25 protein-coding genes and 1 pseudogene are annotated in these 22,103 nt (G+C 75.0%); 13 read left to right on the forward strand and 13 right to left on the reverse strand.

Annotation, left to right across the window (positions count from 1 at the left end; translation table 11 throughout):
- Nucleotides 1-42 precede the first annotated feature (42 nt).
- Both FSW04_RS24005 and FSW04_RS24010 read right to left on the reverse strand, forming a co-directional pair.
- Entirely contained in the window at nucleotides 43-1,473 is a 1,431-nt protein-coding gene (locus FSW04_RS24005; RefSeq protein WP_146922874.1) for a sensor histidine kinase, read from the reverse strand.
- Nucleotides 1,470-2,171, reverse strand: coding sequence for a response regulator transcription factor (locus FSW04_RS24010; protein ID WP_146922875.1), 702 nt, complete (start codon nucleotides 2,169-2,171; stop codon nucleotides 1,470-1,472). Before FSW04_RS24010 ends, FSW04_RS24005 begins: the two co-directional genes overlap by 4 nt.
- A gap of 126 nt (nucleotides 2,172-2,297) precedes the next feature.
- Here FSW04_RS24010 and FSW04_RS24015 point away from each other — a divergent pair, with 126 nt between their 5' ends.
- Nucleotides 2,298-3,044 (forward strand): glycosyltransferase family 2 protein, encoded by a 747-nt coding sequence (locus FSW04_RS24015; protein WP_187369062.1) that lies wholly within the window; start codon nucleotides 2,298-2,300, stop codon nucleotides 3,042-3,044.
- A complete protein-coding gene (locus FSW04_RS24020; RefSeq protein WP_146922877.1) occupies nucleotides 3,041-4,990 on the forward strand; it encodes a glycosyltransferase family 39 protein in 1,950 nt (649 codons plus the stop codon). Before FSW04_RS24015 ends, FSW04_RS24020 begins: the two co-directional genes overlap by 4 nt.
- Here the strand turns inward: FSW04_RS24020 and FSW04_RS24025 are convergent.
- The 8 genes from FSW04_RS24025 to FSW04_RS24055 form a co-directional block, all read right to left on the reverse strand.
- Entirely contained in the window at nucleotides 4,923-5,846 is a 924-nt protein-coding gene (locus FSW04_RS24025; protein WP_187369063.1) for an alpha/beta hydrolase family esterase, read from the reverse strand. The genes FSW04_RS24020 and FSW04_RS24025 overlap by 68 nt on opposite strands.
- A gap of 2 nt (nucleotides 5,847-5,848) precedes the next feature.
- On the reverse strand, nucleotides 5,849-6,241 hold the full coding sequence (locus FSW04_RS24030; protein ID WP_187369064.1) for a GtrA family protein: 393 nt from the start codon (nucleotides 6,239-6,241) through the stop codon (nucleotides 5,849-5,851).
- Nucleotides 6,238-6,711, reverse strand: a complete 474-nt coding sequence (locus FSW04_RS26590; protein WP_187369065.1) for a hypothetical protein — start codon at nucleotides 6,709-6,711, stop codon at nucleotides 6,238-6,240. The genes FSW04_RS24030 and FSW04_RS26590 overlap by 4 nt, the downstream gene beginning before the upstream one ends.
- Nucleotides 6,642-7,274, reverse strand: coding sequence for a glycosyltransferase 87 family protein (locus tag FSW04_RS24035; protein WP_146922883.1), 633 nt, complete (start codon nucleotides 7,272-7,274; stop codon nucleotides 6,642-6,644). Before FSW04_RS24035 ends, FSW04_RS26590 begins: the two co-directional genes overlap by 70 nt.
- Nucleotides 7,275-7,306: 32 nt before the next feature.
- A complete protein-coding gene (locus FSW04_RS24040) occupies nucleotides 7,307-7,618 on the reverse strand; it encodes a hypothetical protein (RefSeq protein ID WP_146922885.1) in 312 nt (103 codons plus the stop codon).
- A gap of 214 nt (nucleotides 7,619-7,832) precedes the next feature.
- Entirely contained in the window at nucleotides 7,833-8,966 is a 1,134-nt protein-coding gene (locus FSW04_RS24045; RefSeq protein WP_146922888.1) for an acyl-CoA dehydrogenase family protein, read from the reverse strand.
- 32 nt (nucleotides 8,967-8,998) lie between these two features.
- Complete coding sequence (locus FSW04_RS24050) at nucleotides 8,999-10,399, reverse strand: FAD-dependent oxidoreductase (RefSeq protein ID WP_228430712.1); 1,401 nt, start codon at nucleotides 10,397-10,399, stop codon at nucleotides 8,999-9,001.
- A gap of 130 nt (nucleotides 10,400-10,529) precedes the next feature.
- Nucleotides 10,530-11,276, reverse strand: a complete 747-nt coding sequence (locus FSW04_RS24055; protein WP_187369066.1) for a class I SAM-dependent DNA methyltransferase — start codon at nucleotides 11,274-11,276, stop codon at nucleotides 10,530-10,532.
- Nucleotides 11,277-11,334: 58 nt separating this feature from the next.
- On the opposite strand from FSW04_RS24055, the gene FSW04_RS24060 reads away from it, so the two are divergent.
- The 8 genes and pseudogenes from FSW04_RS24060 to FSW04_RS24095 all read left to right on the forward strand — a co-directional run.
- Nucleotides 11,335-11,820: an RNA polymerase sigma factor gene (locus tag FSW04_RS24060; protein ID WP_187369067.1), complete on the forward strand. Its 486-nt coding sequence runs from the start codon at nucleotides 11,335-11,337 to the stop codon at nucleotides 11,818-11,820.
- 58 nt (nucleotides 11,821-11,878) lie between these two features.
- Entirely contained in the window at nucleotides 11,879-12,496 is a 618-nt protein-coding gene (locus tag FSW04_RS26595; protein ID WP_187369068.1) for an ArsR/SmtB family transcription factor, read from the forward strand.
- Between the two features lie 3 nt (nucleotides 12,497-12,499).
- A complete protein-coding gene (locus FSW04_RS24070) occupies nucleotides 12,500-13,258 on the forward strand; it encodes an esterase/lipase family protein (RefSeq protein WP_146922897.1) in 759 nt (252 codons plus the stop codon).
- Between the two features lie 57 nt (nucleotides 13,259-13,315).
- Nucleotides 13,316-13,603: a Dabb family protein gene (locus FSW04_RS24075; RefSeq protein ID WP_146922899.1), complete on the forward strand. Its 288-nt coding sequence runs from the start codon at nucleotides 13,316-13,318 to the stop codon at nucleotides 13,601-13,603.
- Nucleotides 13,604-13,774: 171 nt separating this feature from the next.
- Nucleotides 13,775-14,023 (forward strand): Sec-independent protein translocase subunit TatA/TatB, encoded by a 249-nt coding sequence (locus FSW04_RS28210; RefSeq protein ID WP_146922901.1) that lies wholly within the window; start codon nucleotides 13,775-13,777, stop codon nucleotides 14,021-14,023.
- Between the two features lie 38 nt (nucleotides 14,024-14,061).
- Complete coding sequence (locus FSW04_RS24085) at nucleotides 14,062-14,556, forward strand: hypothetical protein (RefSeq protein WP_146922903.1); 495 nt, start codon at nucleotides 14,062-14,064, stop codon at nucleotides 14,554-14,556.
- 295 nt (nucleotides 14,557-14,851) lie between these two features.
- Nucleotides 14,852-15,772, forward strand: coding sequence for a TIGR03620 family F420-dependent LLM class oxidoreductase (locus tag FSW04_RS24090; protein WP_146922905.1), 921 nt, complete (start codon nucleotides 14,852-14,854; stop codon nucleotides 15,770-15,772).
- Nucleotides 15,773-15,831: 59 nt separating this feature from the next.
- Nucleotides 15,832-17,103, forward strand: a pseudogene (locus tag FSW04_RS24095) (cytochrome P450); the annotation flags it as partial.
- A gap of 169 nt (nucleotides 17,104-17,272) precedes the next feature.
- On the opposite strand, the gene FSW04_RS28795 reads toward FSW04_RS24095, so the two are convergent.
- A complete protein-coding gene (locus FSW04_RS28795) occupies nucleotides 17,273-17,920 on the reverse strand; it encodes a TetR/AcrR family transcriptional regulator (protein ID WP_146922907.1) in 648 nt (215 codons plus the stop codon).
- A gap of 147 nt (nucleotides 17,921-18,067) precedes the next feature.
- On the opposite strand from FSW04_RS28795, the gene FSW04_RS24105 reads away from it, so the two are divergent.
- From FSW04_RS24105 to FSW04_RS24115, 3 genes are all read left to right on the forward strand, one after another.
- Nucleotides 18,068-18,253 carry a hypothetical protein gene (locus tag FSW04_RS24105; protein WP_146922909.1) on the forward strand — a complete coding sequence of 62 codons (186 nt, stop codon included), beginning with the start codon at nucleotides 18,068-18,070 and terminating at the stop codon, nucleotides 18,251-18,253.
- Nucleotides 18,254-18,337: 84 nt separating this feature from the next.
- Nucleotides 18,338-19,300 carry an IS481 family transposase gene (locus FSW04_RS24110; RefSeq protein ID WP_146922911.1) on the forward strand — a complete coding sequence of 321 codons (963 nt, stop codon included), beginning with the start codon at nucleotides 18,338-18,340 and terminating at the stop codon, nucleotides 19,298-19,300.
- 205 nt (nucleotides 19,301-19,505) lie between these two features.
- Complete coding sequence (locus tag FSW04_RS24115; protein WP_228430714.1) at nucleotides 19,506-20,015, forward strand: MarR family winged helix-turn-helix transcriptional regulator; 510 nt, start codon at nucleotides 19,506-19,508, stop codon at nucleotides 20,013-20,015.
- A 9-nt stretch (nucleotides 20,016-20,024) separates the two neighbouring features.
- On the opposite strand, the gene FSW04_RS24120 is transcribed toward FSW04_RS24115, so the two are convergent.
- The gene (locus tag FSW04_RS24120) at nucleotides 20,025-21,188 is read right to left on the reverse strand and encodes an acyl-CoA dehydrogenase family protein (protein WP_146922915.1); all 1,164 of its coding nucleotides are present in this window, start codon (nucleotides 21,186-21,188) and stop codon (nucleotides 20,025-20,027) included.
- On the reverse strand, nucleotides 21,185-22,078 hold the full coding sequence (locus tag FSW04_RS24125; protein WP_146922918.1) for a 3-hydroxybutyryl-CoA dehydrogenase: 894 nt from the start codon (nucleotides 22,076-22,078) through the stop codon (nucleotides 21,185-21,187). The genes FSW04_RS24120 and FSW04_RS24125 overlap by 4 nt, the downstream gene beginning before the upstream one ends.
- Nucleotides 22,079-22,103 lie beyond the last annotated feature (25 nt).

Raw genomic sequence — 22,103 nt, forward strand, 5'->3', positions numbered from 1 at the left:
GGCCTGCAGACCTTCGCGCCCGATGAAGGCGGCGTTGGTGGTTCATGGGGTCCCGCGCCAGGGCGGCAGCCGCATGGCGAACACCGCGCCGACCCCGTCCTGGACGGTGGCCAGCGTGCCACCCTGGGCCTCGGCCAGCGCCCGCGCGATCGCCAGGCCGAGCCCGGCGCCGGGCGTGCCGGGCGCCGCGCGACCGCGGGCGAAGCGCCGGAAGACGTCCTCGCGCTCGGCCTCGGCGACCCCGGGGCCCTCGTCGGCGACGGCGACGACCACGGCGTCGGTCTCGGCGTGGACGGTGACCGTCACCGCGCCCTCGCCGTAGTTGCAGGCGTTGTCGAGCAGGATGCGCAGGACGCGCACGGCGGCCGCCGGGTCGGCGAGCGCGAGGGCGGGTCCGACCCGGACGTGCAGCGAGCGGTCGGCGGCCAGCAGCCGCGCCTCGAACTCCGGAGCGATCGTCTCGGCCAGCTCGCCGAGCTCCAGCGGCTCGGGGTGCAGCCCGTCGCCGCCCTCGACGCGGCTGAGGTCCAGCAGGTCGGTCGCCAGCCCGACGAGCCGGTGGGTCTGGCGCAGCGCGGTGTCGGCCCGCCCGGCCGTCTCCTGCGGCGAGGTGCCGCCGCGCAGGACCTCCTCCTTGAGCAGCTCGAGGGTCGCCTGCAGCGACGCCAGCGGGGTGCGCAGCTCGTGGCTGGCGGTCGCGACGAACGCCTGGCGTGAGGACTCCTCCTCGACCAGCCGCGCGCGCATCTCCTCCAGCGCCCGGGCCACCACGGCGACCTCGTCGCCGCCGGCGACGGTGACCTCGTGGCCGAGGCCCTCGTCGCGCAGCGCGCGTGCGTCGGCGTACAGCGTCGCGAGCCGGCGCAGCATGCTGCGGCTGAGCAGGAGTGCGAGCAGGGCGCCCACCAGCAGCCCGGCGAGGAGGCCGAGCGGCAGGGCGCCGCGGATGACGCCGAGCGCCGCCCGGGTGTCGTCCAGGCGCTTGGCGATGACGAGCGTGATCCGCGTCGCCTCGTCGCGCGTGACGAGGATCGCGAACGCGCGGCCCTGGTAGGTGCCCGAGGCGACGTCGTCGCGGCGCCGCAGCGCCCTCGCGCGCTCGGCCGCCAGATCGGGCACGACGGGCTCACGGCCGGCATCCGCGCTGGAGGTGTCGGCCAGCACCCGCCCGGCCTCGTCGTAGATGACGATCCGGCCGCCGGCGCGGCGCGCGAGCTGCGAGGCGATGACGCGCAGGGCGCGAGCGCGCGGGTGCAGGTCGTCGTCGGGGATCGCGCGCAGCGCCGGGGCCGAGCTGCGCGCCAGGCCCCGCAGGTCGGCCAGCCGCTCGCTCTCCAGGCGCTTGGCCAGCAGCGGCGCGATCGTCAGCGTCGCCGCGGCGAGCGTCGCGACGCTCGTGGCCGCGAGCGCGATGGCCAGGCGAGGGCGCAGCCCGAGGCGCGGGAGCCAGCGGCCGGCCCCCGTCGCGGTCATCGGCCGATGCGATAGCCGGCGCCGCGGACCGTCACGATCCACTCCTCGTCGCCCCCGGCGTGGGCGAGCTTCTCGCGCACGTGGTGCACGTGGACGTCGACGCCCCGCGGATCGCGGTAGGCGTCGTCGCCGTAGACGGCGTGCAGCAGCTGGGTGCGCGAGCGCACGGCGCCGCCCGCGCGCAGGAGGGCCTCGAGCACGGCGAACTCTGACCGCGTCAGCGCGACCGGCGTGCCACCGACCTCGACGCGGACGGCCGCCGGATCCAGCGCGAGCGCCTCGTGGCGCAGCAGCCCGTCGCCGGCGGGCGCGGGCGCGGCGGCTCCGGTGCCCAGGCGCCGCAGCGCCGCGCGGACCCGGCTGCGCAGCTCGCTGATGCCGACGGGCTTGGTGACGTAGTCGTCGGCGCCGGCCTCCAGCGCGAGGACGACCTCGGCCTCGCCGTCGCGGGCGGTGAGCATCATCACGTACACGTCGCTGTCGGCCCGGCGCAGGCGCCGGCAGACCTCGACGCCGTCCGGGCCCGCGCCCAGCGCGACGTCGAGCAGCACGAGATCCTGGCGGCGCTCGGCCAGGGCGGCCAGGGCGGCGTTGCCATCGGCGGCGACCTGGACGTCGTGGCCGTCGGAGGCCAGCGCGCCCGCCATCGCCTCGCGCAGGTCGTCGTCGTCCTCCACGAGCAGGATCTGGGTGTCCATCGCCCCGCAAACGTAGCCGCTGCGCACGGATGCAACAGAGTCCCAACACAACGACAACCACGGGCTTGGGGACCGCTCACGCCGCGACGGGACAGTGGCGCTCCACCGTCTGCCAAGGAGCTCGCCGTGCCCACCCTGTCATCGCTGTCGATCGTGCTGCCCTGCTTCAACGAGGCGCCGAACGTGGCGGCCGCCGTCGCCGAGGCGCAGGCCGCCGCGTCGGCGTGCGCGAGCGAGCACGAGATCCTCGTCGTCGACGACGGCTCGACCGACGGCACGCAGGCCGTGGCGCACGCGATCGCGGCCGCCGACCCGCGCGTGCGCGTGGTCGTCCACGAGGCCAACCGCGGCTACGGCGCCGCCGTGCGGTCGGGCTTCAACGCGTCGCGCGGCGACTGGGTGCTGCTGACCGACGGCGACCTCCAGTTCGACCTCGGCGAGCTGTCGGCCTTCCTGGAGCCCGCCGCAGACCACGACCTCGTCGCGGGCTTCCGCATCGATCGGGCCGACCCGCTGCCGCGCCGGATGGCCGCCCACGCGTGGAACCGCCTCATGCGCCGGACGTTCGGCGTGGCGCTGCGCGACGTCGACTGCGCGTTCAAGCTCATGCGCGGCCCGGCGCTGCGCGCCCTGCCCCTGGAGAGCGACGGCGCCATGATCTCCACCGAGCTGCTCGTGCGCGCCCAGGACGCGGGCTGGCGCATCGGCGAGGTCGGCGTGCACCACCGCGCGCGGACCGCGGGGGAGCCCAGCGGCGGCGACCCGGCCGTCGTCTGGCGCGCGTTCCGCGAGCGCCGCGCGCTCATGCGCGACCTCCGCGCCCGCCGCGCCGCCCCGGCCTCGGCGGCGCTCGCGCGCCCGACCCCTTCGTGAAGGCAGTCCTCGGACGCCCGGCGCCGCCCACGCCCCTCACGGTCCCGGCGCGTCCGCGCGCCGCCCCGTCCCGGCCCCGCCGCGAGGCGCTCGCCGCGGCGGTCGTCGTGGCGCTCGCCGCGGTGCTGCGGCTCGCCGGCCTGGCGCACACGCCGCTGGACCCGTTCTACGACGCCTCGGTGCGCAGCATGGGCGGCTCGGCCCACGCGCTGCTGGTCGGCGCGTTCGACCCGTCCTCGCAGCTGGCGATCGACAAGCCGCCCGTCGATCTCTGGCTCCAGGTCGCCTCCACCCGGCTGCTCGGCTTCTCCCCGACCGCGCTCCTGCTGCCCGCGGCGCTGGGCGGCACGCTGGCCGTCGCGGCGCTCTACGACCTGCTGCGCACCCTGCTCGGCCACCGCGTCGCGCTCGCCGGCGCCCTCGTGCTCGCCGTCCTGCCCGTCGCGGTCATCACGTCGCGCAGCGACACGATGGACTCGGTCATGGCCGCGCTGCTGGTCGCCGCGCTGGCCGTCGCCGCCCGCGGGCTGCGCCGGGCGCGCATGGTCCACATCGCGGTCGCCGGGGCGCTCGTGGGCCTCGCGTTCGAGGTCAAGCTCTTCGAGGCTCTGATCGGGCTCGTCCCGCTCGCCGTGATGTGGTGGCTCGGCGCCCGCGCCACGCGGCGCCGCCGCCTGGCCGGTCTCGCCGCCGCCGGCGCGGCCTGCGCCGCGGTGGGCCTGGCCTGGCTCGTGGCGCTCACCGTCCTCGTGCCCGCCGGTCAGCGCCCCTACGCGTTCGGGTCGACCCACGGGTCGGCGTGGGAGGCGACGTTCGTCTACGACGGCTGGGACCGCCTCGCCGGCCTGCACCCGCCGCCGGTGCCCCGGCCGACCGGCCCGATCCGCGTGCGCCGCGCCGGGACGCTGGCCTCCGCGCGCCGGCGCACGGCGCAGGAGCACCGCGCCTCCGTCCTGCGCTCCCCCGCCGCGCCGGGGCCGCTGCGGCTGCTGTCGGGCCAGGCCCACCTCGGCGCCCGCCTGGGCGTTGTCCTCGTGGCCGCCTGGGCCGCGCTGCTGGCGCTCGGGCTCCTGGGTGCCCGCCGCCGCCTGGACCTGGACCGCACGGGCCGCGCGGGGCTGGCCGCGCTCGCCGCCTGGCTGGCGCTGGGCACACTGCTGTTTAGCGCCCAGCATGGGCTGCGCCCGCGCTACCTCGAGGCCTTCGACCCGGCCGTCGCGGCGTGCCTGGGCGCCGGGGTGGTCCTGGTCGCCGGCGTCAGGGCCGGGCGGCTGCGGCCATCGGCCCCGGGCGCGCGTGCCGCGCTGGCGGCCGCGCTGCTGCTGGCGGTGCTCGCCGCACCGACCGCCACGACGGTCGCGGCGATCCGCGGCCACGTGCAGGACTCGGGAGCGCCCGGCGGCCTGCCGTCGGCGCGCCTGGCCCGGCTGACGGCCTACCTGCGGGCCGACCAGGGCACCGCCCGGTACGAGACGGCCTCCGTGGCCGTCGCGAAGGCCGGCCCGGTCATCGCCCGCGACGGGCGGCCCGTGCTCATGCTCACAGGGACCTGGGGCCGCCCGCTGGTCTCCACGCGCCGGCTCGCGGCGCTCGTGCGCGCCGGGGAGGTCCGCACCGCGCTGGTCGGCGACAGCTGCACCGCGCTGTCGCCCAACCGCTGGGACGGCTGCTCGGCGCCCGCGCGCTGGATCCGCGCCCACGGCGTCGACGTCAGCGCCGCGGCGGGCCAGCCGCACGCGGGGTTCGTCTACGCGCTGGGACCCGCGGCGCCGGCGCGCCGTGCGCCCGCGCGGGCCGCCTCGGTCACCCGTCACGACCGTCGTCGGCGCCACGTGGCCCACCGGCGCCATGCGCGGCGCCGGCACCGCCGCCGCGCCCTCAGCCGCGCGGCTGCTGGTCGTCGCGGAAGGCGCTCAGGAAGCGCCAGGTCCGCACGGTCGAGCTGAACGGCAGCAGCGAGCGCCCGCCGGGCCAGCCGTGGTCGGCGCCCAGGACGCGGTCGTGGACGATCACGCGGCCCGCGGCGCAGGTCCAGCGCAGCTCCCGCACGCCCGGGGCCGGCGTGCTGCGCCGCGCGAGGCCGGGGCACGCGTCACGGACGCGCCACTGGTCCACGAACGGGCCGACGGCGCCGGCGTGCGTGCCCGTCGTCCCGTCGTAGGGGACGACGTGGTCGCGCAGGCCGTGGATCTCCAGGATCGGCAGTGGCCGCGACGGCGCGCAGGCCGGCAGCGTCGCATAACCGCCGGCCACCGGCGCGGCCGCCGACAGCAGGTCGGCGGCGCGGCAGGCCATCAGCGCGGCCATGCCGCCGCCGTTGGACACGCCGGTGATCCCCACCCGCGACGGGTCGCCGCAGCCCGCGGGCCCGGTCAGCACCGTGATGACCGCGCGCAGGTAGCCGACGTCGTCGGGCCGGCCGGCGCCGGTCGTCGAGACGTTCCAGAACGGCCGCGCTCCCGAGGCCGTCGGGTAGGCCACGAGGAACCCGCGCTCGTCGGCCAGGCGCGAGTAGCTCGTGGCGCGCGCGATCTGCTCGCCGGTCTGGCCGGCGCCGGGCAGCACGACGACCAGCGGCCGCCGGCCGGGCGGCGGCGTCCCGGGCGGGACGTGCAGGACGACACCGGGCCAGCCGTCCTGGATGTCGATGGGGTGGTTGCCGGGCGCCGGCGGCGAGCAGGCCGGCGCGGTGGCGACCGCGGGCGTGCGGCCGCGGTCGGCCGCCAGCGCGGCGACCGCGAGGGCCAGCAGCAGGCCGCCGAGGCCCAGGACCGCCAGCGGCAGCGCGCGGCGCACGCTCACGCTCACGCCGGCTCCGGGGCGCGGAACACCACGTGGCGCGAGAGCGTGTAGGTCACGAGCGTGACGACGGGCAGGACGACCGCCTCGGCCGCCAGGCGCTTGAGGTTGAGGTCGCTGGAGGCCAGGGCGATGCCGCCGGCGCTCAGCCCGGCGCCGAGCGCCTGGACCGCGACGTAGCGCGCGATGGTCGCCGCGTTGCCGGGCCCGACCCGGAACGTCCAGCGCCGGTTCCACGCGTAGCCGTTGGCGGCGCCCACTGCGAAGGCGATCGCCGAGGCGGCGGCCGCGTCCACGGCGTTGCCGCCGGTGAGGACCGCGAACACGGCCAGCGTCAGCAGCGTGTTGCCGACGCCGACCAGGCCGAAGCGGACCATCCGGGTGAGCTCGGAGATCATCGGACGAGCTGCATCTCGAGGTCGTGGTTGGCCAGCCCGGTCGGCGACCGGGTCGGGTAGAAGCCGGCGTCGTGCAGCAGCTGGGGCATCTGGGGCACCCCGCCGACGCCGAGCCACAGGCACCCGACGACGACGGCGGGCACGAGCGCCCGGGGCACCGCGAGCGCCGCGAACGGCAGGCACCACGCCAGGTACCACGGCATGACCCAGGACAGTGAGAGCGCGGCGGCCAGCAGCACGAGGCCGAGCGCCGGCAGCAGCCACCGCGGCCGCCACGCCACCGCGGCGCACGCGGCGAGCACCGCGACCACCAGCGCGTCGCGGCCCGCGGCCCGGACCGGCGCGTCGGCGCCGCCGTGGTGCAGGAGCACGCCCGCGAGGTTCGGCAGGCTCAGCGGCGTCACGAGCCGGCCCTGGATGCCGATGGCCGGCAGCGCACCGCCGAAGACGAGCAGGACGATGCCGGCCACGATCGCCCCGGTCCACGCCGCCCCGGCCGCCGCCCACACCCGGTGGCGGCAGCCGAGCACGACGAGCGGCACCACGACCGCGAAGGACGGCTTGAGGCCGGCGGCGGCGACGGCGAGCACACCGGCGGCGGCGTTCCAGCCGCCGCCGGTGTCCTGGCCGCCCGAGGCGTCCCGGACGGGGCGCGCTCGCGCGAGCGCACCGCGCAGGCCGCCGCGCCCACGATGCAGAGCATCGCCGGGGTGTCGTTGTGCAGCCCGCCGATGCCGATGCCCAGCGTCACCGGGCACAGGCCGGCGCAGACCAGCGCGCGCTGCGGCGAGCGGCCCAGGCGCCGGGCCAGCCACCACACGAGCGCCAGCAGGCCCAGCGCGGAGGCCAGCACGACGAGCTTCCACGCCCAGTAGGCCGTGGGCAGGCCCAGGAGCGACAGCGGCTCGCTCAGCAGCGTGAACAGCGGCCCGTACGGGGTGGGCAGGTGGTGCCAGTTGGCCAGCTGGTAGGCCACGTCGTGCGGCCCCTGCACCGGCAGGTGGGTGTAGGGGTTCAGGCCGTGGGCGGCCATGCGCCCGTAGACGATGTAGTTGAAGACGTCGGTCAGCGGCTGCGGGGCCCGAGGACCATCACGACCTGCGCGAGCCCGACGGCCGCCGCGACGACGGCCAGCGGCAGCGCGGAGGCGGCGGCCCACGCCACCAGCCAGCCGACGAACATGACGACCAGCGCGGTCGTGTAGTCGGCATGCAGCCGCACGTGGTCGGTGCTCAGGTGCGGGAGCAGGCCGCTCAGCGGCCCCATGAGCCAGTGGACCCCGGTCGTGCGCAGGGTCGGCGGCGAGAGCAGCGAGGCGCGCTGCGCGGCGGCCAGCGTCAGCCACCCCGCGGCGCCGAGCACCGCGGCCAGGCCCACGGCCGCCAGCAGCGCCGTCGCGCCGCGGCGGACGAGGTGGATCCGGCGCCCCGGCGCGGTCCCATCCGCGCCGACCCGGTTCAGGGATACGGGTCGGCGGCTGGGGAGTGCAGGGGACGGGACCGCGGGCGCCGGGGTTGGAACCACGCACGGCATGCTGGGGCGGGGCGCCAAACCGCACCTCAAGGCGATGTTGGCGAACGGTTGGGGCGGGTCAGGCGCCCAGCGCGCGGGCGATGACCATCTGCTGGACCTCGTCGGTGCCCTCGCCGATCGTGAGGATCTTCGCGTCGCGGTAGAACCGGCACACCGGGTACTCCTCGATGTAGCCGTAGCCGCCGTGGATCTGCACGGCCTCCTCGCTGGCGCGCACGGCCAGCCGGCCCGTCTTGAGCTTGGCCTGGGCGGCGGTCAGCGTGAAGTTGCGCCCCTGGTCCTTGAGCACCGCGGCCTTGTAGGTCAGCAGCCGGGCGGCCTCGATCTCCGTCGCGATGTCGGCCAGCTTGGCCTGGATGGTCTGGTACTTGCTGATCGCCTGGCCGAAGGCCTTGCGCTGCTTGGCGTAGGCCAGCGCCTCGTCCAGCGCCCCCTGCGCCAGGCCGACGCCCATCGCGGCCACGCCGATGCGCCCGATGTCGAGGATGTGCAGGAACTGCTTGAACCCGGCGCCGCGCGGGCCCAGAAGCTGCTCCTCGGGCACCCGGCAGCCGTCGAAGCTCAGCGGCCGCGTGTCCGACGCGTTCCACCCCATCTTGCGGTACGGCGTGCCCTGCTCGTAGCCCGGCGTGCCGTTGTCGATGATGATGTTGGAGATCTCGTTCTCGCCGGTCCGGGCGGTGATCGCGACGTGGCCGGAGATGTCGGTGCCCGCGTTGGTGATGAACTGCTTGGCGCCGTCGATCACCCACTCGCCGCCGTCGAGGGCCGCGCGCGTGCGCACGTTGCCGGCGTCGCTGCCGGCCTCGGGCTCGGTCAGCCCGAACGCCCCGAGCTTGCGCCCGGCGCACAGATCCGGCAGGTAGCGCGCCTTCTGCTCCTCGGTGCCGAACAGGTGGATCGGCTGCGTGCCCAGCGAGGTGTGCGCGCACATCGTGATCGCCACCGACGAGTCGGCGCGGGTGAGCTCCTCCACCGCGATCGCGTACTGCAGCGACGTGCCGCCGGAGCCGCCGACCTCCTCGGGGAACGGGATGCCCATCCAGCCCAGTGCGCCCATCTTGGCGACGAGGTCGTAGGGGAAGCTCTTCGTGCGGTCCAGCTCCTCGGCCGCCGGGGCGACCTCGCCCTGTGCGAACTCGCGCACGGTGCGCTGCAGGAGCTGGGTGTCGTCGTCGAGATCGAAGAGCATGGCGGCCAGCGTACCCGCCGGCCGGCGGTCGCTCAGGCGCGGTCGACGGGCCGCGCGGCGCCGTGGAGGTCGGCCAGGCGCACGAGCTTGACGCGGGGGCGGCCGTGGGGCTCGCCGGCGGACTTCTCGTGAGCGTCGATGGCCTGCCAGCCCTCCCAGGTCACCGCGTCGGGCGCCCGCTGGGCGTAGAGCTCGGCGCTCTCGGCCGGGTCGTGGAGCACGGGCACGTTGAGCGCGCCGGCGTCGCGGTCCTCCAGGATGCGCGCGACGGTGTCGGCGGCGTCCTTCTTGTTGGTGCCGATGACCCCGGAGGGCCCGCGCTTGATCCAGCCCACGACGTACTCGCCGCGGTGCGGGCGGCCCTCCTCGTCGCAGACGCGGCCGCCCTCGTTGCGGATCAGGCCGCGGCGGTCGTCGAAGGGCACGTCGCCGACGGGCCGGCCGCGGTAGCCGATCGAGCGCAGCACCAGGCCGCAGCCGATGACCTCCTCCTCCCCCGTGGGCACCGCGCGCAGCCCCGTGCCGTCGGCCGTGGGCTCGATGCGGTTCTTGACGACCCGGATGCCCGTGACCCGGCCGTCGGTGCCCTCGCCCAGGATCTCCACGGGCGAGCGCAGGAAGCGCAGCACGATGCGATGGGTGGCCTCCTTGGGCCCCTCCTGCGCGTAGGCGGCCAGGATCTCGACGTTCTTGCGCGCGGTGATGTCGGCCTCGGTCTCCAGCCACCGCGCGCTGTGCTCGTCGAGCTCCATGTCGGTCACGTCGACCTGCACGCCGGCGCGCTGCAGGTCGGCCAGCTCGCGCAGCTCGGGGTTGGTGAACGCCGCCTGGGCCGGGCCGCGCCGGCCCAGCAGCACGACCTCGGAGACCTGGGACTGCGCGAGGACCTCGATGGCGTGGTCGGCCGTGTCGGTCGGCGACAGCTCGTCGGGATGCAGGACCAGCATGCGCGCCACGTCGATGGCCACGTTGCCGTTGCCGATGACCACCGCACGGTCCACCGCGAGGTCGAAGTCGTGGTCGGTCGCGTCGGGGTGGCCGTTGTACCAGGCCACGAAGTGGGTGGCCGGATGCGAGCCCGGGCGGTCCTCGCCCGGGATCCCGAGCCGGTTGTCGTCCGAGGTGCCCACCGCGTAGACCACGGCGTCGTAGCGCTCCAGCAGCTCTGAGCGCGTGACGTCGCGACCCAGCTCGATGCCCCCGAAGAACCGGAAGCCCGGCTTGGCCGCCGTCTTCTCGTACACCCGGATGACGGCCTTGATCTTGGGGTGGTCCGGGGCCACGCCGGCCCGCACCAGCCCGAACGGCGTGGGCAGCGCGTCGAGCAGATCGACCTCGAACCCCGCCCCCAGCAGCTGATCGGCGCAGTAGAAGCCCGACGGGCCCGCACCGATGATCACGGCGCGCAGGGAGGAGGTCTCGGCGGTGCTCACGCCTGCACAGATACCGGAAACGGCTGAGCGGATGCTGTGACGGAAGGCCGGGGCGCCCGAGCGCCCGCGGCCGCCGTCGCGTCGGTGCGTTACGGGCGGATGGTCATGGGGTCACCTCCACGGGGTCGGGTCATCGCGCGACGGCGATCAGGACGGTCTTGGTGTGCCGGGCCTGGTCGGCCCGGCGCTCGATCCGGCAGCCCGTGCGCTGGCCGAGCACGGACACCGGCTCCAGGCCGGCGGCGCGCAGCAGCGCGGCCAGCCGGTGGGGGTCGTGGTGGCGCTGGAGGTGGCGGGCGCGGCGCACGCGGCCGTCGGGGGTCACCGCCTCCACCGTTGCGGCGTAGCGATCGGGGCCCGATGCGTCCTCGCCCTCGCCGGTCCAGGCGAAGCGGTGCTCGCCGACGGCGAAGTCCTCCGACGCCGAGAACGCGGTCGCGTAGGTGTGCCGCGTGTTGACGTCGAACACGAACGTCCCGCCCGGGGCCAGGGCGCGGCGCACGCCGTGGAACGCGTCGAGCACGTCGTCGTCGCCGAGCAGGTGGTTCAGGGCGTCGTCCATGCACGTCACCAGCTCGACCTCGCCGGCGTCGGGCAGGCGCCGCATGTCGGCGGCGAAGACGCGATGGGGCTGGTCGACCTTGGCCCGTGCCGCCGCGACCATCCCCGGCGCGAGGTCGCAGGCGCTGACCTCCCACCCGCGACGCTGCAGCGGGACGAAGCTCGCGCCGGTCCCACAGCCCACGTCGAGGACCCGCCGGCCGCGCCCCTCGGCGGGCGTGCCGGCGGCCTCGAGGAGGCGCGTCAGCCACCGATCGTGGTCGTAGTCGTGGGCGAAGACGTCGTAGACGGCGGCGAGGTCGTCGTAGCCAGGCACGGCACAGAAGACCCGTCCAGCGCTGCAGATCGTTTCACCGCAGTGTCGAATGCGGTCCATGACCACTCGGACCTGCCGCGCACCCTTCGACTGGACCGCCCTGCGGGACCTCGCCCACCGCGAGGCCCGGCGGGTCGTCCGCGACGACTTCGACGCCGACGAGGCCGCCCAGGAGGCCGTCCTGCGGGCCTGGCGCGGGCAGGCGTCCTGCCGCGCGGACGACCCGCGGCCCTGGATGGCGCAGATCGCCCGCCGTGAGGCGCTGCGGCTGCTCGCGCGCCGGCGCGAGGACCGCTCGACGGCTGCCGACGACCTCGACGAGCGCGCGTCGTCGGACGGCCAGGACGAGCTCAGCGCGCTGAGGATCGACCTCGCCCGCGCGCTGGGCGACCTGGACCGGCGCGACCGCGCCCTGCTCTACGCGCGCTACGCGCTGGACCTCACGCAGCCGGCCGCGGCGGCCGTGCTCGACATGCCCGAAGGCACCGCGAAGGTCCGGCTCCACCGGCTGCGGGCGCGCCTGGCCGAGAGCCTGGCGGCATGATCTTCCCGGACGGGCAGCGGAGCGCCCTCGGGGGCAGGTACGCTCCGGCGTTCCAGCCATGGATCACCAGCGCGACATCACCGACCCGAACATCGCCAAGGCGCTCGCCCACCCGCTGCGGGTGCGCCTGCTCGGCATCCTGGAGGAGCGCACCGCGAGCCCCAGCGAGCTGGCGGAGGCCACGGGCGCGGAGCTGACGCTCGTCAGCTACCACGTGCGCCGGCTCAAGGCCACGGGTCTCATCCGGCTCGTCAGCACGACGCCTCGTCGCGGCGCCATCGAGCACCACTACGCCGCGGTGCCGCGCACGACGATCACCAGCGACGCCTGGGCGCAGGTGCCGTCGGTGGCCAAGTCGGCGATGGTCGGTGCGACGCTGGCCAAGCTCGGCGAGCGGATCAACGAGGCGGCCTCCAAGGGCGGCTTCGAGCGCGCCGAGGCCCACCTCAGCCGCACGCCGGTCGTCCTCGACGCGCAGGGCTTCAGCGAGGTCGCCGACCGCCTGGACGCCCTGATGGCCGACCTCGAGGACATCTCGGCGGCCAGCCGCGAGCGGCTGGCCGACTCCGGCGAGGCGATCGCCGCCACCGCGGTCCTCATGCTCTTCGAGGGCGGCGAGGTCCCGGCCGAGCACCGCGGCGCGCGGTCCGGCGAGCGCGCGGCGGCGCGGAGCTGAGCCGTGGGCGGCGCGCCCGGCCTGACGCGCGCCGCCGATGCCCTGCGCTTCGGGACCGAGGCCGCCCGGCCGCGTCCCGCGGTCGTCGCTCGCGCGGCGCGCGAGTGGCTCTCGACGCGCGACCCCCGCGCGTGGCCGGCGCCGCCCGAGGGCGACGGCCGGCCCGTCCTGCTCGTGCCGGGCTTCCTGGCCGGGGACGCCAGCCTGCGGCGCCTCGGGGCCTGGCTGCGCACCGGCGGCTTCCGCACCTACCGCAGCGGGATCGCCGCCAACGTCGACTGCATGGAGCCGCTGCTGGCCCGGCTGGAGATCCGAGCGCAGGACGTCGTCCGGCGGGCCGGCGCCCCCATGGTCCTCGTCGGCCAGAGCCGCGGCGGAACGCTGGGCCGGGTGCTGGCCGCCCGGCGGCCCGACCTCGTGCAGACGCTGGTGACGCTGGGCTCGCCCGTCGGCGACCAGCTCGCGGTGGCGCCGCGCACGCGCGTGGCGGTCACGGCCGTCGGCACGCTGGGCTCGCTCGGCCTCCCCGGGCTGTTCTCGCACGCCTGCATGGACGGCCCGTGCTGTGCGCCGTCGCGCGCCCAGCTGCTCGAGCCGTTCCCCGGGGGCGTGCGGTACGTGGCGGTCGTCTCCCCCGTGGACGAGGTCGTGCGGCCCGAGGCCTGCCTGGACCCGGCGGCCGACCTCGTCGAGCTCCACGTCTCGCATGTCGGCATGGGCGTCGACGCCACGGTGTGGCGGGCGCTGTCGGCCCGCCTGTAGCCCGCGCGCCGCACGCGCGCCCCCGCGACGGGCCGCGGCCTGTCAGGATCGCGCGCCATGATCGTGCACATCGTCCTGCTGAACTGGAACGACTCCGCCACCCCGGAGCAGATCGACGAGCTCGCCGGCGCGCTGCGGGCCCTGCCGGGGGCCATCCCCGAGATCGAGGCCTACGACGTCGGTCCCGACCTCGGGATCCGCGGCACCGCCGACTTCGCGGTCGTCGGGCGCTTCGCCGACGAGGAGGCGTTCTGGACCTACATCAACCATCCCGACCACCAGGCGGTGGCCGCGACGATCGGCGAGCTGGCGGCCGGTCGCAACACCGCGCAGTTCACGGCCTGACCCGACGGAGGGTCGCCACGTTCGCGATCCGGGCGCCCTGGTGGGACACTGGGGGCCCGGACGCGCCGTCGCCCCGGCGATGATCCGGTCGGGCGCGCACGGCGAACACCCCAGTAGGACCGCGCCTGCGGCGCAACGACGTCCCCTCCATCACCGGACCAAAGGACCACCATGCCCGGCCTCGGCTTCCCCGAACTCATCGTCATCCTCGTCATCGCCCTGATCGTCCTGGGCCCGAAGAAGCTCCCTGAGGCGGGCAAGTCGCTGGGTCGCGGCATGCGCGAGTTCAAGAACAGCCTCGATGGCAGCCACCGCGACGACGATGACGACGACGATCACCGCGCCGTGCCCGTCGCCCCCGTCGCCGACCGCGACAACCCCGAGGCCGAGCGCTCCGAGACGCCCGCCGGCCGGGTCTGATCCGCCGGCGGCACGGTCGCCCACTACCGTGGACGGCCGTGCCGATCTCCCACCGCGCCGCGGTCCGGTCCATCCTGTCCGAGGCCCGCGCCGAGCGTGAGGCGCTGCTCGAGCGGGTCTCGCCCGAGCTGCGGGCCTCGCTGCCGGTCGACGCCGCCGGCGTCACCCAGGCGATGGAGCACCTCGCGCAGGCCCTCGGCCGCGCCGACCGCCTCCACGCCGACCAGGCGCGCGGCCACCAGGCCAACCCGGCCGTGCTTCACGGCCGCGTCTACGGGCGCGCCCCGCTCTCGCCCGAGACGGTGCTGGCCGCCTTCACCGAGGGCGCCCGCGTCCGGGCCGGGCTCCTGCTCGACCTCGCCGAGGCCATCGACGGCCAGGACCTGCGCGCCGCCGTGGGCGACCTGCTCGACGCCGGCCCGCTCCCGTCCGACCCGGCGTCGCCGGGCGCCGCCGACGCGTTGCGCGCGGGCTACGAGGCCCAGGAGGTCGCGGTCCTGTGCTGCGCCGAGCGCCTCGACGCGATCGGGTAGGGGCCGCGAGGAGAGGACGCGCCCGTGGGCCGGTGCCCGCCGGTCGTCCGCCGGGCTCGTCGGCACCTGGGTGTGGACATGGGCCATCAGGGGCCATCGGCGCGCGGAACCGGCGCGTCCACGCTCGCGAGCTCGCCGGATGGCGCGAAGGTGGGGCCATACTCCACGTTTGCGACATCCGAGACGCGCGGCGCCGGCCGACCACCGCCGGCGCCCGCTCCCGCCCGAGCGCGATCCTCCGTCGTCATCACGCCCCGTGCTACGTTCGATCCTCGTCGAACCTGGAGGAAGCACCATGGCGCAGACCGGGCCCGTGTGGGCGAACGCGACGGAGACCAAGGAGCAGGTCGGCCGGATCGGCGTCTGGCTCGGCGCGCTGAGCCGAGCGCCATGGCGGGAGGCGGCCGCCGCGGCGCGGCGCATCGAGGAGCTCGGCTACCGCGCGCTGTGGCTCAACGAGACGCCCGGGACCAAGGAGCCGTTCGCGCACGCCGGCATGCTGCTGGGCGTCACCGAGCGCGTCGTCGTCGCCACCGGCATCGCCAACATCTGGACCCGCGACGCCATCGCCGCGGGCAACGCCGCCTATGCGCTGGCCGAGGCCCACCCCGGGCGCTTCGTCCTGGGCCTGGGCGTCTCGCACAAGCCCATGGTCGACTCCCGCGGGCACACCTACGACAAGCCGCTGACCGCGATGCGTGAGTACCTCGACGCGATGGATGCCATGCCGTGGGCCGCGCCCGCGCCGTCGGTCCCGGTGCCCGTGGTCCTCGCCGCGCTGCGCCCGCGCATGCTCGAGCTCTCCCGGGACCGCACCGCCGGCGCCCACCCGTACTTCATCCCGGTCGCCCACACCGCCAAGGCGCGCTCGGTCCTCGGCGACGGCCCGCTGCTGGCGCCCGAGGTCTCGTTCATGCTCGAGACCGAGCCGGCCCGCGCCCGGGCGCGCGGCCGCGAGTTCGCCAAGCTCTACCTGCGGCTACCCAACTACACCAACAACCTGCGCGACCTGGGCTACGACGACGCCGACCTGCTCGACGGCGGCAGCGACCGCCTCGTCGACGACGTCGTGGCCTGGGGCGACGCGGCCGCCGTGGCCGCCCGCGTGCGCGAGCACCTCGACGCGGGCGCCGACCACGTCTGCGTCCAGCCCGTCGCGACCGATCTGGCGGGGTCGATCGACGAGCTCGAGCGCCTGGCGGCGGAGCTGCTCTGAGGCCGCGCCGACGGGACGGGGTGACCTTTACATCGATCCATGGCACAATGGTCGATGTCATGAATGTCACCGCCTCCCCCGCCGGACCCATCACCGCCGAGGAGGCCGGCAGCCTGCCGGAGCCGCCGGCCATCGCCCTCCCGCGCTTCCTCCAGGTGCTGCGCTTCAACCAGCGCCAGATCGAGTTCGTCTTCGGCGCGCGGCGCCGCCACGGCGACGTGTTCCGCATGCGCGGCACCGTCCCCGGGGGCCCGGTCATCACCTGCCACCCCGACCACGTCCAGTCGCTCTTCACGGCCAAGCCCGAGCTGGCGCCGTCGCTGACCGGCGAGTCGCCGCTGCGCCCGATCGTGGGCCCCAACTCCGTGCTCACGTCGATCGGCCCTCGCCACCTGCGCCAGCGCAAGCTGCTGCTGCCGCCCTTCCACGGCGAGGCCATCGCCCGCTACCAGCAGCTCATCACCGACGCCGCCGACCGCGAGATCGACACGTGGCCGCTCGGTCGTCCCATCGCCCTGGCCCCGCGGATGCAGGCCATCACGCTCGACGTGATCATGGCGGGCATCTTCGGCATCGAGGGCCGGCCCGAGCGCGGCAGCGCCGAGCACCGCCTGCGCGCCGCGACCAAGGGGCTGCTGGCCGCCTCGACGTGGAAGATCGCCCAGCTGGCCGAGATCATGAACATCGGCCGCGACGAGCCCATCGGGCTCACCCGCTCCGGCCTGGCGGTGCTGGACCGCGCGACCTACGCGGTCATCTCCGAACGCCGGGCGATCTCCGATCTCGACGACCGCAACGACATCCTGTCAATGCTGCTGCGCGCGCGGACCGACGACGGCGAGGCGCTGTCGGACCGCGAGCTGCGCGACGAGCTGCTCACGCTGGTGCTTGCCGGCCACGAGACCACCGCCAACTCGCTGGCGTGGACCTGGGAGCGTCTCGTGCGCACCCCGGCCGCCCACGACGCGCTACGCGACGCGGTGCGCTCGGACGACGCCGAGGCGTCGGCGCGTCAGGTCGAGGCCACGATCCACGAGGGCATGCGCGTGCGCCCCGTCATCCCGATCATCGGGCGCCGCGTGCAGGTGCCCTGGCGCCTGGGCGAGTACGCCGTCGGGCCCGACACGCCCGTGACGATGAGCATCCTGCTCCTGCACCACCGCGAGGACGTCTACCCCGAGCCGTTCGCGTTCCGGCCCGAGCGCTGGCACGACCGCAAGCCCGGCACGTACACGTGGATCCCGTTCGGCGGCGGCATCCGGCGCTGCCTGGGCGCGGCGCTGGCCATGGCCGAGCAGCGCGTCGTGCTCGAGACGATGGCGCGGCGGCTCGACCTCGCCGCCGACGACCCGGCGCCCGAGCGGGCCGTGCACCGCAACGTGACGATGATCCCCGCCCGCGGCGCGATGGTCGTGGTGCGCTCCCGCCTGGGGCGGGCAGCGGGTCGGCCGCCGAGCCCGCGGCCGTGGCCGCCTGACCGCGGGGTGGGCCGGCACTGCCTCATCGCGGCGGGCAGAGCGTGCAGCTCTGCAGCTGACGCGGGGTCAGCGGCGCCTCGGGCAGCGCGTCGCGCGCGGCCTCCGGCCGCAGGCCGGCGAGGTGCAGGGCCAGGAAGCGCCGCGCCTGTCCCGGCGCCGAGCCCGACGTGCGCTCGACGATCCGGGCGGTGGCCCAGAGCAGGACGAGCACGTCCTCGGCGGCCAAGTCGGCGCGCAGCTGCCCGGCCTCCTGGGCGCGGCCCACGAGCTTGCGCACCGCCGCGTGCAGCCGGCGGCGCGCGGGACGGACGCCCGGCTCGTCGCGGCGCCAGGTCGTCAGCGCGTCCTTGAAGCCGCGGTCGGCGGCCTGCAGCTCGACGGCCGCCAGGAGGAAGGACTCCAGGCCCTCCCAGGCGTCGGGCGCCGCGAGCGCCGACTGGGCGGCGGCGTTGAGCTCGGTGAAACGCGCATCGACGACCGCGTCGATGAGCGCGTCCTTCGTCGGGAAGTGCCGGTACAGCGTGCCCATGCCCACGCCCGCCCGGCGGGCGATCTCGTCGACGCCGACGTCGAGCCCCAGCTCGCAGAACGCCGCGCGCGTGGCGTCCAGGATCCGCTCGCGGTTGCGCTGGGCGTCGCGGCGCAGCGACGGCTTCGTGGCGAGGGACATGCTTGCAGTGTACCCGCGGGGGCGGCGTCCGCGAGCAAGTGGAGCGGTCCCTCCGGTTGGCTGCTACCGTAGGAGAGGAAGAACCGGAGCGTGCGCTCCGGAGCAGGACCCTCCCCCTCACCTCCCCGCCACGCAGAAGGACCTCACATGGCCACCACCCGCATCACCCGATCCCAGCAGGGCATGATCACCACCGCGATGCGCGAGCTCACGCGGCGCGACCACCCATCCTCGGCCCGCGCCACCGCCGCCTCCCGCCGCCGCCGATCCGGCGCCGTGCGCCTGCCGGCCCTCCCGCCGCTGCCGCAGGCCTCGCCGCCCAAGGCCGGCTAGCTGTAGTTCCTGATCACGTTGTTCATCCGGGCCTCCTTGGAGGCTGGTGGTTCTCGAGGCCATCAGTCCCAAGGAGGACACCGGATGAAGCTGCACGCTAACGCCAGGCTCAGCCTGATTCGCCGTCGCGAGATGGTGGAGATGGTCGTCTCGGGCCAACACAGCGTCCCCGAGGCCGCACGGATCGCTGGGGTCAGCGCCACGACTTGCAGCAAATGGGTTCGGCGCTTTGAGACCGACGGCGAGCTGGGGTTGCTGGATCGTTCCTCGGCCCCCAACACGGTCGCCAACCGGACCGACGAGCAGCGGATCGGGTGCATCGCGGCGCTGCGCAGGTTGCGAATGACTGGGCCAGAGATCGCCGAGGTCCTGGGCATGGCGCTCTCGACGGTCTCAGGGATCCTGACCAAGATCGGGATGGGCAAGCTCGGACGGCTCGGGCTGGAGCCGGCGCGCCGTTACGCGCGAGAGCGCCCGGGCGAGTTGATCCACGTCGACGTCAAGAAGCTCGGACGAATCGGTCCCAAAGGCGCAGGCCATCGCATGACCGGCTCCAAACGCGGCCAGGCAAACCGTGGTCGCGACGGGCGGCGCACCGCCGGATGGGAGTTCATCCACGTTGCCATCGACGACGCGACCCGCCTGGCCTACGTCGAGTCGCTGGCCGACGAAAAGGCCATCACGGCCATCGGCTTTCTCAAGCGCGCCAAGGCGTTCTTTGAGGCCCACGGCATGAGTGTCCAGGCCGTGATGACCGACAACGGCTCGGCCTATCGCTCCACGGCGCACGCCATCGCCTGCCGCGCCCTCGGGCTCAAGCACCTCCGCACGCGCGCCTACCGCCCACAGACCAACGGCAAGGCCGAGCGCTTCATCCGCACCATGCTCAGCGGCTGGGCCTACGGCGCGCTCTATCGCTCAAGCGACGAACGCGCCGCAGCCCTTGACGGCTGGCTCTTCACCTACAACCATCGCCGACGACACGCAGCCATCAGCCGACAGACCCCCATCACCCGGCTGAACAACCTGCTCGGGACTTACACCTAGCGCTCACCGCGGGGCCCGGCCACCGCCGACCCGCGCGCAGACGGGCAGCCCACCCGCGCGCTGCCTCGGCCGCGCGCGGCGGCGGGGCCGTCCACGTCTCGGACCCCGGATCGTGCGTGGTGCCGACGACGACCACCGAGACCGTCGCCTGACCCGGCCCCGGCACGGACCTGCCCTCTGGGCGATGTGGCAGTCTCCTGGCGGCTTGCCCGCTCCGCTGCCGTTCGATCCGATCGCCGAAGCCCAGCGCCAGTGGCGCCGCCACTGGGGCGAAGACGCCACGCCGTCGATGGCCGCGGTGACCTCGATCATGCGCGTCCACCAGCTCGTCATGGCGCGCCTGAACGACGAGCTGAAGCCCTGGGAGCTGACGTTCGCGCGCTACGAGGCGCTCATGCTGCTGTTCTTCAGCCGCACGGGCTCGCTGCCGCTGGGCAAGATGGGGGCGCGTCTGCAGGTCCACCCGACGAGCGTCACCAACCTCATCGACGGGCTCGAGCGCCTGGGCTACGCGACGCGCGGGCCGCACCCCAGCGACCGACGCACGACCCTGGCCTCGATCACCGACCGTGGGCGCGTGGTGGCCGACGAGGCCACCGAGGCGCTCAACGCCATGCACTTCGGCACCGGCCGCCTGCGCAGCGACGACCTCGACGCGCTGACGGGGCTGCTGCGCAGCATGCGCGTCGAGGCCGGCGACTTCGAGGGCGGTTGAGCCCGTGCCTCAGCGCAGGCTGCGGCCGATGACCAGCCGCTGGATCTCGTTCGTTCCCTCGTAGATCTGGGTCAGCTTGGCGTCGCGCATCATGCGCTCCACCGGGTACTCGGTCACGTAGCCGTAGCCGCCGAGCACCTGGACGGCCTCGACGGTGACGTCCATCGCGGCGTCCGAGCAGAACAGCTTGGCCATGGCGGAGTACTTGCCCAGGTCCGGCGCGTGGCGGTCGGCGCGGGCGGCGGCCGCGTAGAGCAGCTCGCGCCCGGCGGCGCAGCGCGTCTCCATGTCGGCCAGCTTGAACTGGATGCCCTGCAGCTCGTTGATCGGCTTGCCGAACGCCGTACGCTCGCGGGCGTAGGCGGCGGCGTAGTCCGTCGCGCCCTGCGCGATGCCCAGCGCCTGGGCGGCGATGCCGAGCCGCGAGTGGTCGAGCGTGCGCATCGCGATCTTGAAGCCCTCGCCCGGCGTCCCGATGACGTCGTCGTCGGTCAGCTCGACGTCGTCGAAGGTGAGCTGGCCGGTCGGCGACCCGCGCATGCCCATCTTGTGCTCGAGCTTGGCGACCGCGAACCCGGGCCGGTCGGCCTCCACGAGGAACGCGGTGATGCCGCGGGAGTAGGACACGGAGCGGTCGGTCACGGCGAACACGATGTAGGCCGCGGCCACGCCGGCGTTCGTGATCCAGTTCTTGGTGCCGTTGAGGACCCACGTGTCGCCGCGGCGCACGGCATTGGTGCGCATGCCGCCGGCGTCCGAGCCCGCGTCGGGCTCCGAGAGCGCGAAGGCCGCCAGCCACTCGCCCGAGGCGTAGCGCGGCAGGACGCGGTCCTGCATGGCGGCCGAGCCGGCCAGGCGGATCGGCAGCGTGCCGAGGTCGTGCACGGCGAGGATGAGCGACGAGCTGGCGCAGGCCTTGGCGATCTCCTCGATCGCGACGCAGAGCATCAGCGCGCCCGTGCCCGTGCCGCCGTGGCGCTCGTCGAAGGGCAGGCCCAGCAGGTCCTGCTCGGCCAGCAGCTTGGCGATGTCGTGCGGGAACTCGCCCGTGGCGTCGATCTCGGCGGCGCGCGGCGCGATGCGCTGGGAGACGAGCTGGCGGATGACGTCGCGGAAGTCGCGCTGCTCCTCGGTCAGCGTGTACTGGTCGCCGCCGACGCTCGTGGCGCTCATGCCGACACCGTGGCGGCCGCGGCGCGCGCCGGGCTGTACTCGTAGAAGCCGCGGCCCGTCTTGCGGCCGTGGTGGCCGGATACGACCATCCGCTTCAACAACGGCGGAGGAGCGTACTCGGGGCGCTTGAACTCCTCGTAGAGCGAGTCGCAGACCGCGTAGAGGACGTCGAGGCCGATGAAGTCGCAGAGCGTGAGCGGGCCCATCGGGTGCCCCGCGCCGAGCTTCATGCCCTCGTCGATGTCCTCGCGGGTGGCGAAGGCGTCCTCGTACATGCGCACGGCCGCCATGAGGTAGGGCACGAGCAGCATGTTGACGATGAAGCCCGAACGGTCCTTCGTGCGGATCGGGGTCTTGCCGATCGCGTGGACGAAGCTCTCGACGCTGCTGACCGCCTCCGGGGCGGTGTCGAGCGCGACGACGATCTCGACGAGCTTCATGACCGGCACCGGCGAGAAGAAGTGCAGGCCGAGCACACGCTCGGGCCGCTGCGTCCACGACGCGAGCTGGGCGATCGGGATCGACGAGGTGTTCGACGCCAGCAGCGCGTCGGGCAGCAGCGCGTCCAGATCGCGGAAGATCTTGCCCTTGACCTCGGGGTCCTCGAAGACGGCCTCGACGACGAGGTCGCAGCCGTCGAGGTCGTCGAAGGACGGCGACCAGGCCAGGCGGCCCATCAGGTCCGCGGCGCCCTCGGCGTCGAGCTTGCCGCCGCGGACGCCCTTGTCGACGGAGGCCTCGATCCGCTCGCGGGAGCGGTCGAGCGCCGCGCGCTCGGGTTCGTGGAGCACCACGTCGAGGCCCGCCCGGGCCACGGACTCGGCGATGCCCGAGCCCATGAAGCCGGCGCCGACGACTCCGACGCGATCGATGGAACGTGATCCGGCCATGAGCACCTTCGTTTCGTGCAGGACA

The organism is Baekduia soli (genome assembly GCF_007970665.1).
GTDB lineage: Bacteria > Actinomycetota > Thermoleophilia > Solirubrobacterales > Solirubrobacteraceae > Baekduia > Baekduia soli.